This window comes from Niastella sp. OAS944 (assembly GCA_024809215.1).
Taxonomy (GTDB): domain Bacteria; phylum Bacteroidota; class Bacteroidia; order Chitinophagales; family Chitinophagaceae; genus Niastella.
Map to the genome: position 1 here is coordinate 1209970 of JANUBW010000001.1, position 16709 is coordinate 1226678.

At 43.4% G+C, this 16709-nt stretch carries 11 protein-coding genes; 3 read left to right on the forward strand and 8 right to left on the reverse strand.

The genetic code is table 11. The features are described from left to right. Nucleotides 1–3: 3 nt before the first annotated feature. From GGD38_RS04570 to GGD38_RS04595, 6 genes are all read right to left on the reverse strand, one after another. On the reverse strand, nt 4–2571 hold the full coding sequence (locus GGD38_RS04570) for a sodium/solute symporter (RefSeq protein WP_375299201.1): 2568 nt from the start codon (nt 2569–2571) through the stop codon (nt 4–6). Nucleotides 2572–2719: 148 nt separating this feature from the next. Further along, the gene (locus GGD38_RS04575; RefSeq protein WP_375299200.1) at nt 2720–3661 is read right to left on the reverse strand and encodes a dihydrodipicolinate synthase family protein; all 942 of its coding nucleotides are present in this window, start codon (nt 3659–3661) and stop codon (nt 2720–2722) included. A 13-nt stretch (nt 3662–3674) separates the two neighbouring features. Next, entirely contained in the window at nt 3675–4838 is a 1164-nt protein-coding gene (locus tag GGD38_RS04580) for an exo-alpha-sialidase (protein WP_375299199.1), read from the reverse strand. 9 nt (nt 4839–4847) lie between these two features. Next, entirely contained in the window at nt 4848–5801 is a 954-nt protein-coding gene (locus GGD38_RS04585) for a dihydrodipicolinate synthase family protein (protein ID WP_375299198.1), read from the reverse strand. 64 nt (nt 5802–5865) lie between these two features. After that, nucleotides 5866–7338: a RagB/SusD family nutrient uptake outer membrane protein gene (locus GGD38_RS04590; protein WP_375299197.1), complete on the reverse strand. Its 1473-nt coding sequence runs from the start codon at nt 7336–7338 to the stop codon at nt 5866–5868. 30 nt (nt 7339–7368) lie between these two features. Continuing rightward, nucleotides 7369–10710 (reverse strand): SusC/RagA family TonB-linked outer membrane protein, encoded by a 3342-nt coding sequence (locus tag GGD38_RS04595; protein ID WP_375299196.1) that lies wholly within the window; start codon nt 10708–10710, stop codon nt 7369–7371. 405 nt (nt 10711–11115) lie between these two features. Here GGD38_RS04595 and GGD38_RS04600 point away from each other — a divergent pair, with 405 nt between their 5' ends. The 3 genes from GGD38_RS04600 to GGD38_RS04610 all read left to right on the forward strand — a co-directional run bounded on the left by GGD38_RS04600 (nt 11116) and on the right by GGD38_RS04610 (nt 13189). Then, complete coding sequence (locus GGD38_RS04600) at nt 11116–11811, forward strand: FadR/GntR family transcriptional regulator (RefSeq protein WP_375299195.1); 696 nt, start codon at nt 11116–11118, stop codon at nt 11809–11811. Nucleotides 11812–11994: 183 nt separating this feature from the next. Further along, nucleotides 11995–12582, forward strand: coding sequence for a hypothetical protein (locus GGD38_RS04605; RefSeq protein WP_375299194.1), 588 nt, complete (start codon nt 11995–11997; stop codon nt 12580–12582). Nucleotides 12583–12685: 103 nt separating this feature from the next. Next, nucleotides 12686–13189 carry a response regulator transcription factor gene (locus GGD38_RS04610; RefSeq protein ID WP_375299193.1) on the forward strand — a complete coding sequence of 168 codons (504 nt, stop codon included), beginning with the start codon at nt 12686–12688 and terminating at the stop codon, nt 13187–13189. Between the two features lie 177 nt (nt 13190–13366). On the opposite strand, the gene GGD38_RS04615 is transcribed toward GGD38_RS04610, so the two are convergent. Together GGD38_RS04615 and GGD38_RS04620 are read right to left on the reverse strand one after the other, a co-directional pair. Continuing rightward, nucleotides 13367–14065: an SRPBCC family protein gene (locus GGD38_RS04615; protein WP_375299192.1), complete on the reverse strand. Its 699-nt coding sequence runs from the start codon at nt 14063–14065 to the stop codon at nt 13367–13369. A gap of 220 nt (nt 14066–14285) precedes the next feature. Next, nucleotides 14286–16706, reverse strand: a complete 2421-nt coding sequence (locus tag GGD38_RS04620; RefSeq protein ID WP_375299191.1) for a TonB-dependent receptor domain-containing protein — start codon at nt 16704–16706, stop codon at nt 14286–14288. Nucleotides 16707–16709 lie beyond the last annotated feature (3 nt).

Consider the following 16709-nt stretch of genomic DNA (forward strand, 5'->3'; position numbering starts at 1 on the left):
GTATTATTTATTTTGGGGCTTCACCAGTATACTGGTAATGTATGCTACCAGCACACATATAAGCACCGCTGCTGCGGGGTACAAAAAGAAATTGATGATGCCGGCCGCCTGTATAAAGTACAAACAAACAGCACTCACAATAAACCCGGTAATGATACCCACGCTGTGAATGCGTGGGAAGAAAATACCTGCCACAAACATACCAGCCAGGCAACCACCAAACAAACCGATGATCTTTATGTACTGGTCCCAGATAGAAGCGTTGCGCAGGTATACCATGTAAATAGCAATTAAACAACCAAGGGCGCCCAACAATACGGTGGTCCAGCGGGCAAATACAAAACGCTGTTTATCGCTGCTTGCAGGTTTTACACTGGTATAAAAATCGGTAGTAATTACAGTGGCGATAGAATTCATACTGCTGCTGATGGTTGACATGGTTGCAGCAAACAACCCGGCAATTACCAGCCCCGCCAAACCCGATGGCAATTGATTACTTATATACCACGGAAACACATCGTCGGTACGGCCATGTGGATTCAGTGCCGCCGGATGATGTTTGTAATAAACCCATAAAGCTGTACCCACGCTAAAGAAGATAAGCGATGCCGGTATTACCAGTATGGCGTTGGTGTAAATTGATTTTTTGGCCTCCTGTTCAGTAGAAGTTGTAAGGTAACGTTGCACCACAACCTGATCGCTTGAGTAAGTTACCAGTTGTGTTAAGAACCCGCCAACAAACACTACCCATAATACCGGTTCGGTAATGGTCCAGTCTAAAATGGCCAGCCGAAATTTATCGTGCGCCATGGCTTCGGAATACAATTGCCCAAAACCGCCATTCATGGAGTTGGCAATAAAGAACAAGGTTGCCAATGCACCGCCCAACAACACGCCTACCTGCATTACTTCTGTCCATACTACGGCTTCAATACCACCCGATACGCTATACGCAGTAGTGATAACACTGGTGCCAATGATACAAAGAAAGATATCTATACCGGTAACAGCACTTAATACCAGTGCGGGTAAATAAATAACAATACCTAAACGGCTTACCTGAAACAGTACAAAGGTTAAACTGCCCAGCCATTTTACATTGCGGTTGAACCGGATGTTTAAGTATTCATATACACTGGTCAGCTTTAGTTTGCGGAAATAAGGCAGATAGAAATACACTACTATTGGTGCTACTACAACGATCATTACGTTGTTGAGAAGATACACCCAATCGGTGGCATATGCTTTGGCAGGAATAGCGATAAAAGTTAAAGCACTTAGTTTAGAACCGAAGATACTAAGGCCCGCAGCCCACCAGGGAATTTTACCTCCGCCCAAAAAGAAGCCGCTGGTAGTACGTTGCATGTTGCGCGATACTATAACGCTGATGGCTATTACCAATAAGAAGTAAATGCCTACAATGGTCCAGTCGAGTATACGAAAGCCGCCCGGCGGTTGCACCGGTGTTGCCATCAATACGCGGTTGGTGCGGGTACCAGGACGTACTTCGCCTCCTGGCAACACCAGGTTACCGTTCCAGACAACACTGGTAGTGGTAACCGGCGCCCAGGTACTGGCATTGGGGTTGCCAGCTGCATCTGCCAGTTTTTCGGTTATCAATTTACCTATTGTGCTCCATGAATCTGTTATAGAGTTGTACATTAATACTTCGGGTGAAAAGCCAGGATGTTTTTGTTGTAGCGTGGCATTCTGATCGAAGTATTTACCATTATCGCCACCCAACACCAGCAAATGCGTTTGCCCTGTTGTAAATGCAGGTGATGGCGCCGCTGCTACTGATTGTGGTAGATCGGCAATACGCGCCCAGCCTTTACCGGCGGTATATTTATAAGCATCTTTTAAAAATGTTCTATGCACTGCGCTATCGCCAGGCTGTTTTGAAATAGCAGCGCCACTTATTAAATAGAAAGCGCCTTCCTGTGTGCCGGCTACTGCAAACATTCGGCCTTCACCAGGCCATGCGCCGGGTGATACCCATGCACGTTGGGTGGCAGGTTGCGCCAGATCAAGCACCCAGAAGTTCTTCTCTGCCTGGGGTGCGGTGGGTGATCTTATTCCACCCGCAATATATAGCTTAGAACCGATGACAATGCCACACGAATTGGCAATAGGCGTTGGTAATGAAGGAAGTTTTTCTGTTTCAATTTTCCCGTTCTTATAACGCAGCATCAATACATCGCTATAATGTTGCGTAGCATCACTGCCCCCCGCAATGATCACTCCATCCTGCCAGGTGCATGATACACCATAAGCAAGCGGATGTGGTAACTTACCCGCTTCTTTCCATTGGCCATTGGCCTGCTCCAGTACAAATATTTTATCGTACCAGCTTTTAGCACCACCATTCCAGGGTGTGCCGCCTTTACCAAAGTTTGAACCACCGGCTACCAGCAGGGCGCCATTCGATACGCCTGCAAATGAACCGGCAAATCCTGTTTCATCGGGTATGGCCGGCAGCTGCGACCAGTTTAGGTAGGGTTTGGTGGAGTCGTTGCCGAAGCTGGTTATGCTTAGCAGGAATATATATAGATAGAGAAATCCTTTTTTCATATTGCATTTTCGTTACGTGAATGGTGAGTGGTGAGTGAGCCTCCGAACCTTCGGAAAACTGAGCATTCGCGAGCCTCGCTATTGTTCAGCGTGCTAAAATATAGCGAGCCCACTCACCACTGACAACTCACCACTCACCACTGACAATTTAAGATACAACACTCACTGCACTCGGCTTACAAATCCAATCAAAGAAACCAACACTTCTCAAATCGGCTTCAAGCAATTTGTATTCATGCTCTTTGAAGGGACTTAGCGGATAACGCACATTGCCACAGTCGAGCCCAATTAGTTTCATCATGGCTTTTTGCGCTCTTAAACCGCCATATTTTACAATCACCCGCACCATTTCTACTGAAATATATTGCAAACGTTGTGCTTCTTTTACATTGCCTTTTTTAAATTCTTCCATTAAAGCATTGTACAATGGCGCTACAAAATTATACGTGCTGCCAATAAAGCCCCGGGCGCCGGTTGCCAATGCACCCAACAACATTTCATCGGTACCGTATAGAATATCGTATTTATTATTACTGAAGTTAACACAAGCCTGGTAGTCGTGGATCAGCGGTGCGGTATATTTTATACCAGCGAATGAAGGAATGGCCTCCCCTGCTTTCTCAAGCAATTTCACCATATCCAAACTGATGCCCGTTAACGCCGGAATATTATAATAATACAGCGGTAATGAAGGTGCACCTTTGGCAATCTCCTGCAGGCATTGTACCAACAGATCAACTGAATCAACCTTAAAATAAGTGGAAGGTGTTGCAGAAATACAATCGGCGCCTATTTGTTGTGCATGTTCTGCCAGCTGGCGTGCTTCGGTAATACTGTTGTGCCCTACATGCACAAAAACAAGCAGCCGCTTACCGGCAGCTTTTACAAATGCTTCGGCCAGTTGTTTTCTTTCTTCAGTGGTAAGGGACGGACCTTCACCTGTGCTTCCGCACACAAACATACCCTTCACTTTATTATCAATTAACAGGTTTACAACATCGGGTACTTTACTGAAATTGATAGTTCCATCAGGATACATAGGTGTAAAAGGAGCAGCTAACAATCCGCTAATGTGACTAGGTGTGTTCATTTATATTGATTTATTACTGTTTCAACAATTCTTTCGCTGTCAGTTTTTGAAAAATGATAGTTTCATATGGGTTCTTTGTTCCAGCTTCGTACAAACAACCAATAATGCCATTGGCCAATAACGCCATGCTTGAATAGGCCGATGGGCCTGTATAAAGGGTACGGATAACCGGCCAGGTTTGGCCTTCATCAAAGCTTGCCCTAATGGTCATATTAATACGTTTGGCCGATGCCGGGTTCAGGAACAGCATACAACTCTTTGACTTTTTGCCCGGCCATGCGTATCGAAGTATGCTTGCCTGGCAAACGGGTTCAACCAATACAGGCTGGTCAACAGGGCCCGTCCAGCTAATGCCGCCATCATAACTAATGGCATGAGCGCGACAATTGCGCTGAAAGTACGAGCGCATATTCATGAGCAGGGTACCATTGCCATCGGCCACTTCTACCACCTGGCATTCATTCATCTTTGGTGTAATGGTGCCGCCCAGTTTCCAGGTAGCGCCATGATCGTCGCTGTAAATGCTATGTGAGCCCATGTTCGGGTGGCCCTGCTTTGGAATAGTGGTTGAGTCGTCGTAACTAAAATCGCAGGGGACCACCAGCCGGCCTTTATTGGGCCCGTTCTTTATTTGAATGCCAATGCCCGGCCCGGTAGCATACCAACCCCACTCCTTCTTTTTAGTAGTGGCTGTTATTTCTTCAGGGGCACTAAAGGTAACACCATCATTGGTGCTACGGCTTATCCATACGGTACGGGTGCTGCGACTGAGCTTTTTTATGATATCACTTTCTTTGTCGCCGCCTAAGTTGTGGGTCATTAATAAACATATGGTGCCGGTTACGGCATCCACAACAGGACACGGATTACCACAGGTATTGATACTATCGTCCCAAATAACCTGTTGGGCGCTCCAGGTGCGGCCACCATCGGTTGAGCGTTTCAATAATATATCTATATCACCGGCATCGGCGGCATTATTCTTTCTGCCTTCGCAAAAAGCCAGCAGCGTGCCGTTGTTTGTTGTTACCATGGCGGGTATGCGATAGCTTTTATAACCGTCCGTGCCAGATACAAAGAGCGCAAGGGTATCGGGCTTTTGTTCCTGTGCACGAACGGGAAACGGTAGCCATGTAAGCGTAACCAAAACAATGAGTAAAAGAAGTATTCTTTGCATAGTCAGTTCCTATCTATAAGTATTTACTTCACTTAAAATAAAAAACTCAGACATCATTTCATGGGCAATGGAGCGCAGGCTGGCCACCTCGCTTTCATTGATGCCACAGTAAGGCCAGCGCAAACGGGTACCCACATTCGCCCACCCACCAATAGCTGCCAGTAATTTATCTGCAGCCTGATTGGTGTAGCCCTTAGTAGTGATATAAGGCGCAATATGCTGGCTCATGAACAACTGGATCCAACGCTCCAGGTTCAATGCACGTGGCATATCTGTAAGCATTAGTTCGTACCACTGCTGTGCTGCCGCAGGGTGCAAACAGGCAACGTTTGAATAGGCACCATGCGCCCCTAAACTTATACCTGTTGCCAAATGATGGCCCGGTACAAAAACCGAAATACCGGGCGCATATTTTTTCATGGCTATATACCACTCAGCATCACCACCGCCAACTTTACAACCAACGAGGTTGATACCGGCTTCTTTCAGTTGGTGAAATTCTTCGGGTATCAATCGCTTTTTGGCATGAGGAGGATTATATAAAACCAGGCCCACCGGCCCTGCTACTGCGCTTAACTCTTTCAGGTAGTTGATCACATCACGCATGGACGGTACCGACCAGTCGGGCAGAATAACCTGTATAGCTCCCGGTTGTAATGCAGCGGCACGTTTTACCCGTTCGCGCGCCATAACCGGACTGGTATGGCAGGCGCCGATCTGAAAAGGCATACCGGCCGCATTACATTTTTCGGCCAGCATGGTATTGATAGTATCAAACTCTTCTTCGGTTTGATTATAAAACTCACCGGCCGTGCCATTTGAGTAAATCCCATTCACCTGCATGGTGATAAGGGTATCTATTTCATCTTCCAGGTTATGGTAATTAATACTGTCATCGTTATTAATGGGTAATAACAATGTGCCCCAATTGCCCCTAATCTCAGATGCTAATAATGGTTTCATTATCGTTTTTGTATTGGCTGTTCTCATTAGCACATTAGCATATTAGCTAATTATCACATTATTCTTAATATCCGTCTGTTTGTTTTAACTGATCGTTATTCGCAAGCACATTTGCAGCGAGGGGCCAATACAATGGTGTGGTTTTTCCTACCAGGTTGGGCACATAGGTGTATATATCAATAGTACCACCTTTATGAAACCGAACCAGATCGTACCAGCGTTTGTTCTCAAAGAACAATTCACGGCCACGCTCATCGAGTATTTCTTTTTCAACACTTGCTTTATCGGCAACGCCGGCATAATTGCCTATACCTGCGCGCACACGGGTTTTGTTCAGGTATTCAATTGCTTTTGTGGTATTGCTTATACCAGCGTAGGCTTCAGCTGCCATCAGATATATTTCACCCAACCGGTACAGAATTACATCATTGTCCGAAACCCGGTCGTCGGTGTATTTATTTCCGGGCAGCTTGGTGATCCATGAGATCTTAAGCGTTGACCCCTGGCGTTCGGTAACCCAGGTAAAGGGAATACGTTTATCGCCAGTGGGGTATAAAGCTTTTGATTTGGCACTTATTTGATATGCGCCCTGACCATTTGAAGTAGTTTGGCAATATGGCAAACTGTCGAGATTGCTTGCACCTGTAATACCGGTAAGATAAGGCAGTGCATTGAGCCCGTAATTAGCACCGCTTTCATCGCGATTGAAAAAGGCGGCAAGTATGATCTCGCTATTGGCACGGGTAGTGGTCACTTCCTTAAAGTCGGAGCGTAAGCTAACGCCGGTTGTTTTTTCTACTTCGGCCAATGCAGTTATGGCATCATTAAAATCATTATCGCCACCACCCAGTACTTTTGCGCTCCACAATTTGGCATCTGCTTTCAATGCCTGGGCGCTTGCATACGAAAAGCGATACCGGCTTGAGATTGTTTTTGCGGGGTACAAACCGATTGCTTTATCCAGGTCGGCAATGATCTGTTTCATTACATCAACGGCCTTTGAACGGGGCAGCTTAGGTATGTTCTCATCGCTGATGGCATCGAGCATCAATGGTGTGTCGCCAATAATTCGAATAAGGCTGAAATAAATATAAGCACGTAAACTATAGGCTTCTGCCATCACTCTTTTCTTTGTGCTTTCGGTGGTAAAAGGAAAATCTTCGATCTTCGACAATAACAGGTTACAGTTACCAATGGCCTTATACCAGTTGGTGTAGTCGAAAGTGCCGGAGGTTGGCGACAGGTTGTGTGTCCAGGCCTGCGTAAAACGTGAGTTAAGTGCAGATACCAGTTCCTCACTTCTTTCGGTACCGTAGGTTAAACTGTTTGCTATGCCGGTAATATTCTGCGGGCCTATTTTTGCAGATCCGCGCAGGTACATGTAAATACCCACTACATATGGTTCAAAATCACTTTCAGTTTTAAAATACTCATCATCGGTGATCGATGATTCTGTTTTTGTTTCCAGCAATTTCTCGCAACCGGTTTGCACCAACAGCAACCAGCAGCCTATAATCAGAAGAAATGTTTTTTTCATATTCTGTTATTACAATCGTTATGAATAGGTTTACCTGAACCGCACTGAAGCGCCTAAAGAAAACTGGCGGGGACGCGGATAACCAATAGCATCAAAACCGCTATAGGTTTCGGGGTTCACACCTTTGTATTTAGTTAAGTATCCTATATTATATATGCTACCGAATATATTCAGTCCGGCAATACGTGCTTTTTTCACCAGCTCTTTCGGTAATTCATAGCCCAGGTAAATTTCGCGGAAGGCAAGAAAATCGCCTTTCTCGAACATAGTGCTTACATCAACACCATACGAGTTGTTGGTACCTACTGTAGTAACCTGGCGAATATAATTGCGTTGACCAAAATCATAATCGGCAAAAGAGAAGCGGGCGTATTTCTTTCCTACATCACCTGGTTGTTTCCAAATATCATTACCCAGGGCTTCTGCAGGAGCTCCTTCATTAAAGGCCCTGCCCTGGCCTAACGATCTGGCCAATGCGCCATTACTGATCACATGCCCCAGGGCATAGTCCATGGCAAAACGTAATGTGAGGTTCTTATAGGTGAAGGTATTTTGCATACCTCCTATTTTGTCGGGCGCCCTGTAGCCCATGAACACCATATCGCGGCTATCAATAATGTTATCATCATTTAAATCGGCCCAAATGTAATCACCGGCACGTTTGCCTACGGTTTGCCCTGAAGGTGAAGCCATCAGGTCTTTTTTATTCCAGGCAGCCGCTTCGGCGTCGGTTGAAAAAACACCATCTACTTTGAATGCATACAAACTGTAAGGCCTTTCACCTTCAGCAATACCACCTACTTCTATTTCACTCTTTGAACCTTGATCATATATAACACCTCCGTTCTGGCGGTTCTTATCGCGGCCATTATCCGGCAGGTCAACAACAAGGGTACGGTTCAATGCAAACGAGAAATTGGTTTTCCATGTAAATGCCTTGTATTTTAAAACAGTGGCTGATAGTTCTACTTCAACACCCCTGTTACGCAATGATCCGTTGTTGTATACCATTGTTGGGAATGGCCCTTCCAATGGTAATGGACGTGAAGCCAGTCTGTTTTTGGTTAACTTATTGTAGTAGTCGACCGTTAACATAATACGGTTTTGCAGAAATCCTGCATCAATAGCCAGATCGGTGGTTTGTGTAGTTTCCCAAATGAGATTACGGTTAGCCAGGTTTTCGCGTACGATACCGCTTGTTTGCGCATAGGTTGTACCGGAATAACTTCCATAGGTATCCCCTACTTTAAGGTCATTCAAACCTGCACTGCCCACACTTGCCCGTAATTTTAAGGTGCTTACATATTTACTATTCCAAAAAGATTCATTGTGCAGGTTCCAGCCTATTGATAAAGCCGGGAACAGGGCGTATTTATTACCGGGCGCAAAATAAGAGAACCCATCATACCGCAGTGAACCGCTCAACAGGTACCTGCTATCATAATCGTAACTGAACTGACCAAAATAACTGGCAGAACGTTTGTCTTCCAAACTGGTACTGAACTCGGTCACATTGGTAACCAGCTGATCGTTTACCAGCGCCGTTGTTGGTTCTTCAATAGTATATATGTAATCGTTTGTTGCACGTTGCGATCCAATTTTTACAACATTCTCCTGGTAGCGGGTATAGTTAAAACCTGCCAGTACACTAAGGTTATGATTACCAAAAGAATGGTCATATTGTAAGATCTGGTCAATCATCAACTGCCGCATATTGGTGGTGTTCTCAGACTTCTGACGGCTTGTTGATAACTGTATTGAGCCAGGATAGGCTTTTCTGAACAGCATGCTGCGGTTATCATCCATCACATAAGAAACAGCCGGTCTGAAATGAAGTCCTTTTACAATAGTTACATCCCCGGCCAAACGACTTATAATGCGTTCGGTATTCACCCGGGTATCGTCGTATTTAAGCGTATGAAAACGATTGCGGGTAGATGTTACTTCGCCAAAGGTGGGCGTACCATCGTCGCGGAAAATGCGAATGAGCGGCGTTATGCGGGTAGCGCGTACAAGATCATTGGTATATGACTCAACATAGTTAGGTATTACATTCTGATAGTTTACCATGGCATCGAGCTTGAAATTGCTGGTAACTTTAAACCCGAAATTGCCCAGTACGTTATACCGTTTATAATTGGTGCCAACAAAAATACCCTGCTGGTTTACATAACCCATGGACAGGTTATAGTTGGCACTTTCACCACCACCATTTACACTTGCGTTATAGTTGTCTGAAATACCGGTATTCCATAACATATCCTGATAATTATTATCAGCATACAACAGTTTGGTGCCCGGGTTTATAGGATCATCCATTACCTGCCATCCTTTAGTAAGCAGGTCATCGACGTATGCCTGACCTTCAACAGCAACTATGTTATCATACAGCGCGGTAAGGTTAATTGAGTTGCTGTACTGTCCTTTTGTTGTGAACACCGTTGTGCCTGCAGAAAAACCGCCCTTATTCAACAGGTTATCTTTATTAAGGGCATCGGCGGTATTTTTTACGGTAGTGCGGGCCAGGGTGAGATAATCTTTAGCGCTTAAATAATCATAATCACGCATCTGAGTGTCCCAGTTACGGCGATAGTTAAAAGTTATGGTTGGTTTTGCACCAAACTTTCCGCCCCGGGTCTTAATGACAATTACGCCATTTGCGCCCCGGGCGCCGTAAGCAGCTGTGGAAGCGGCATCTTTCATTACCTGCAACGATTCAATATCATCGGGGTTAATATCATTCATTGAGCGAAACACCCCATCTATCACCACCAGCGGGTCCGATACATCGACATTGCTATTGGCTTTGCCATCGCTTGTACCCAAACCGGTACCATATGAATTGAGCTTGGTACCGCCACGTATTAAAATATTATTGGCCCCGCTGCCCGGTTGCCCATTTACAATAGGCACCGAAACACCGGCCAGTTTTCCCTGAATGGCCTGCACCGGGTTTGGGTTTGGGGTGTTTACCATTTCTTCGGCAGCCAGCTTTGATACAGCTGCCGCTGTTTTATTCCTTGTTTGCGTCATGTATCCCACCACTACCACATCGGTCATTGCAATGGCTTCGGTATTGAGCGATACATTCAGCATGTTTTGGCCGTTAATGGCCACTTCCTTTGGTTGCGTACCTATGTAAGAAAAAACCAGGGTATCGTTCAACGAGTTCACTTTTAACACAAACCGCCCGTTGTTGTCGGTAACAGTGGCCCGGCTGGTGCCTTTTACGGTAACTGTTACATTACTTAATTTTTCTGAAGTGGCGGCCGTTGTTACGGTACCCGAAACTGTCGTATTGGTTTGCCCAAAGCCAACGGCACTAATCAGTAACCAGCAGCCAATGAGGAACCAGGTAAGAAGAATTTTCATAAATGGCTTATCGTTAGTTTTGCAATACGTAGTTATGTACTACATAATACAAATATAGAACTATCCTCATTTAATCCAAATAAATTTGGGCGGCAATTTGGCCATGATAACTTTGTAGCTGTTCTACGCAATATGAGGCGAGCAGGAGCTGTACAATATTCTCTTCTCAAAAAACCGTACAGTGTGCGTATTTTCAATAGTTTAAGTATCTAAAGCACCGAGCGCGGGAGTAGTGGATTTAGTCCCGGACCACATCCGTAAAAGCCGTTTCTGCCCTATGTTACGCAATCGATTGTGTAAATAAAATTCACTATATGATCGCTTTATAGCCCGTCATTTTCGACCTAAAAAAGCCACTCTTATTAAGTATTACATATTCGCCTAATTTTTATTACTTTTGAACATATGAGCTTAGAAAAAGACCTTTTTAAACTGAAGCCTATCGCTTATACTACGATGGCCGACCAGGTGGAGAACCACCTGCGTGAGTACATCATTAAGCGTTCTATTAAACCGGGAGACCCTATTCCGAAAGAAACTGAAATTGCTCAGGCATTGGGCGTAAGCAGAAATGTGGTACGGGAGGCTTTGAGCCGTTTGCGGATGCTGGGAATGATTGAGTCGCGCAAAAAGCGTGGTATGATACTTACGCAACCCGATGTAATGAAGGGACTTGAATTGATCATTCACCCTACTATACTCGACGAACATGTTCGCAAGCAATTGTTTGAATTGCGTTTGGTACTGGAGGTAGGTTTGGGCGATCTTTTGTTTCGACGTAAATCGGATGAGCACCTGAAAAAGCTGGATGCCATTGTTGAGCGCGAGAATAAAGCCACTACTCAAATTGAACGCATACGTTGTGAGGTTGACTTCCACTCTACTTTATATGAAATGGCCGGCAATGAAACATTAAAACGTTTTCAGGACATTTTAATGCCGGTATTTGAATATGTAGTAGAATATGAATCAAAACTTGATCATACTTCGGTTGGTTCGGTAACACATGCCGATCTTGTTAAGATCCTTTATAGCAATAATGCAGAAGCGTATCCGAATGCGATGCGCAAGCATTTGATGCCGCACCTTGATCATTTATAGATAGAACCTCTTACATACCCGATTAAAGGGGCTAATTACCTTATTAAAGGAGTGCTACGGCACTCCTTTTGCGATTTATTAACACCAGTTATTCTACTGTTAACGAGAATTTATGAAGTAAACTTTGAACAAAATTGTCGTCATATCGTAGATAATAAACTTTTCACGCAAAAAATATACGATATGAAAAACGTATTAATTATCGGCAGTGTGTTGGTATTTACCACAACAACCGCGTTCTCACAAGAACTGATCTCATTGAATGAACCAATTTCATTTACAGGCCACAAAGTAAGTAAAGAGCAACGGGAAGAGAACCGCATCATAAGACGAGAGAAATCAGCCATTACACCTAATTATATTACCGAACAACATTTTCAAACCGATTTCCCCAATGCAACCAATGTAAGCTGGAAAAAAGCAGGATTTGAAGAGGCTTCTTTTACATTAGATGGAAAAGAGATGAAAGCCTTTTATGATTTTGATAATGAGCTAATAGGCACTACAACACCTGTAGATTATAATACACTTCCCAAGGCAGCCCGCACTTATATAGAGAAACACTACAAAGGCTATTCGCCGCAACAGGTAATTATGTTCGACGACAATGAATACAACGAAAGTAATATGGTATTGTATGGCAATCCGTTTGACGATATTGACACTTATTTTATAGAACTATCGAACAATAACAAAACAATTGTGTTGCAGTCGAATATGGAGGGCCTGGTAAGCTACTTCAAGGATATATCTTACAGTAATGTTAAATAACTTATATAAGTACGGGTTTCCCTTTATATGAGGGAACCGTACTTAAAATTATTTGTTATTCAACACAATTAATCATTGTATGCAAACGTCATTATAACAGTTTATGAAAATGGTGACTATATTACTGGCAGAAGATAATTTGGTATTGGGCCTATTTGTAAAACGCGTATTACAACAGGCTGGCTACAGGGTTTGGTACTGTATGAATACGGCTGACGCATGGCAATATTACGCTGATAAAAATCCCGACCTGGTGTTGTTGGACAATAATCAGTCGGCTGCCCGGACCAATTTTTTACTGGCAAATAAGATAAGGCAGGTAAATAAATTAGTGCCTATTGTTTTCCTTTCTGGTAAAACATATGAGGAAGAAATGTATAATAACATTTGGCCTAAACAAAGCAATGAACCAGCTGATATCAATATAGTAAGCGAAAAACAGTTGTTGGAAAACCTGCATAATATGTTACCGGTAGCGGCCCCACCCGTAGTTGTTGCGCCGGTGTATGATAAACAAAAGATGATGATGTGCGGGCCAGAAGATATAATGATACTTACTTCTTTCTTTGAAGACTCTGTGCACCTGAAAGAGTATGTTCCGAATTAAATTCCAAATCTCAAGTTCCAAGATCCAAAAAATAAATTCCAAATCTCAAGCACCAAGCTCCAAATAAATCTCAAGTAAAAGCCAAATTCCAAATCTCAAAAACTTTTCGATTTGGAATTTGGCTTTTGAATTTTATTTGGTTCTTGTGATTTGGTTCTTGTGATTTGAGATTGGAATTTAGGAATTATAACCTTGCATAGAGCCCGGTACATTGACCATACTGTTCGTTTCAACAAAATCCTTAAACCCTCTTATCTCTTCTTCTAACATTCTTTTAAATACAGGTGTAAATAACCGGGCAACCTGTTCTCCGGCCCTTCCTAACGGTGCATGATATGTTAAAACAACATCAACTGTTGTACCTTGGCCGCCCAATGAATCGCGAAAACCTACTTTACCGGCATTATCGATAGATGAGCCGGGAAGGCTTTGCCAGGCGATCATTTCACCTTCTCTTTCTTTTACGATCTCTGCATGCCATTGTATAGTGCCTACCTTACCAGGCAATTCCATTACCCAGTTGGAGTACAGTTCATCCTGTTCTTCTACCCGTTGTAAATGCCGCATAAACAAAGGCAGGTTCGATAAGTTGCGCCACATAGCATACACTTCTTCCCGTGGCTTATTTACCACCATTGACACCCTGATGTTGAGTGACCGGCCCGCTGCTACTTTTTCAATAGACTGATACATTTCACCGAATGTACGTTTGCCGGCGATGCCTTTATAGGCAAGGAAACAACCTACAGCAGCTTTTAAAAAACGATTGGAAGAATTTCGGTTAAATGCACTGCCTATTAACATAATTCCTCCAGCTACGGAAGCCACCCTTTGACAGGTAGCTGCGCTCATTAATTTGTCGCGATTGGTGTGCATAAGTATAATTTTAAGTGGATAGTATTATTGAATAGCATTAAGCATCAAAATACTATACCACCCAACTTGGGGGTACAAGCGTTACCTATATTGCCTGAGGGAGTAAATTGTGGCCTTTTTTCTACAAAGGGAATCAATTGGCAATTGACAATAGACAATTGGCAAGGGCTTACCAATGTTGAACACCCCAATTGTTTGCATATTGCTCATTGCCTATTGCCTATTGTTTTATCCTTCCGTTCTCATTTTCAAGCGCTGAACTTCTGCTGCGCGGCCCTTTCACATTGCTGTTGTCGGAAAATTTATAGGTGAAGTTTATTCTTATCTGCCTTGTTTCCCAATAGCTGTAGCTTTCCATGCTAAAACCATCAAAGCGTTGTATCGACCAGGCTTTGGTACCTTTATATATATCATTAACTGCCAACCGTACTATTGCTTTGTTCTTCAGGAAAGACCTTTGCAAGCCGACATCAACCTGGCTTGTTCCCCTGTAAACTTCATTGGCTCCTGTTAAACGTTTTGTATTCACATAGCCCGAAAGTTCAGCAGTGAAGCCATAAGGTAATTTAAACCGTTGCTGCAAATTAATTCTGGCAGCCAGCTGTTTTAACTGCAGGTGTCTATAACTATCAAAAGATACTTTGTTGTAAATATGGAACAGGGTGCCGTTAAAAGTAATGTCCCACCATTTTGCCGGCGTTACATTTTGGGTAGCTGTTAATGAAAAACTTTGCTGCACACCCAGGTTCCTGGGTATCATTACAATTTTTGTAACGTTGAGAGTATCTGTGATCCTGCTGCTATACTGACTGGTATGGGCATAGTTCAAACTAATAATTGTTGCACTTTTGAAAACATATTGCAATGATGCGCGATGGCTTAGTTGTGGTTGCAAAAACGGATTGCCCTGCCAAAAAGAAAGCTCATCCAATAAGTATACAAAAGGATTCAGGTCCTGGTAGGCCGGCCGGTCGATACGTCTTGAATACGACAAAGAAAAACTATGGTTTTGCCGTGGCCTTACCGAAACACTAAAAGAAGGGAACAGGTTGCTGTAGTTGCGATCAATTGCTTGTACAGAATCTTTACCATTCGTTGTAAAACGCAAGGTGCCGTTGGCCGAAGTGTTTTCGACCCGCACACCACCCTGTATAACCCACTTACCTATTTCCTTTTTATAGTTTATATAACCACTGCTTATTTGTTCATTGAACCGGAAGGTATTTGAGCGGCGATCATCGAGACTATCCTTACCAGCCAGCACATGATAAAAACCGGCATTGTTATCGGACCTGATCCCTGAATATTTGGCCCCGGCCTCAAATGTTCCCTTTGCCAACGGGGTGGTATAATCAAACTTAAACGCTTTTAGGTTGATGCGGATGCCGTTCAATGAACGATATAAATTCTGATCTAATATTTGATCGCCTTTATCGGTATAAATATTTGACTGAAGATTACTGTTGTCTTTTTTAAAATACCCATAATCAGCATCAAAGTTGAACATTTTGCCCGAAGCGTCTTCATACCTGTAGTTCACATTTGCATTATAACGGCTGGTTTGCTGAAAATAATAATCATTAACCGCGGTAAGCTTTTGCACAAGACCTGAGTCGGGAGCCGAAATATTAGTACGGGTATCGGTTATACCACCGCCAAAAACAAAATTGGAATTTAATAAAATACCGATCGTATTCTTTTTGTCAAGGTTGTAATCGAGGCCAATACGGCCGCCCATTTTTTTTCTTTTATCGGTATCATCGGTAGCACTGTTGTAGCCCTTATTGTTCTGCAACCTGTTTGACCCGTATATATAATTATAGTTCCCTAAATAATGGTTGTAAGCACCGTAAATATTGTATTTGTTTCTGCGGTAATTAAATGCAACATCAAGATTTTGTTTAGTTGAAACGCCATAGGCCAGGCCGGTAGTTACAGTAGCATTAAAACCTTTTACCTGCGACTTCAATGTTTTTATATTGATGATGCCGGCAGTACCCGCAGCGTCATATTTAGCGGTTGGACTGTTTATTATTTCTATTGATTTGATTTCAGCAGCCGGCATTGTTTTTAACAGATCTGCTATTTCTTTGCCGGAGAGATAGGTTTGTTTGCCATCAATGGTAATTAAAGCCCCGCCCCTGCCATTGAGCATAATATTATTATCATTGTTTACCGAAATGCCCGGCGCCTTTTTCAGTGCCTCCAGCGCACTTATTCCCTGCGCATCGATGCTTTTACTTACATTGTATACGATGTTGTTGCCATTCAGTTCTATTAAATTGGGTTTTGCCCGTACCACTATCTGTTCCAACTCCTTACCGGCTACCAGCAGCTTTATTTTACCAAAATCTTTGGAGCTTAGCGAAAACACTTCGGAGCTGTATGTCTTATAACCTGTGTGGCTTATCAATAAAGAGTAAGTACCTGGTATACTGTAAGAAAAATAAAAATAGCCGCTGCTATCGGCCGAAGCAACAATCACCTGTTTATTATCCTTACCGAGCAACGCAACCGTTGCCAGTGGTAGTTGTTTTTCTTCATTACCAACAACCTGCCCCGTGAGTTTATAAACGGGCTGGGCGGCGAGCCCTGTTGCGATCATGATAACAATAACGAATACAAGTGAAACTATTCTCATAGG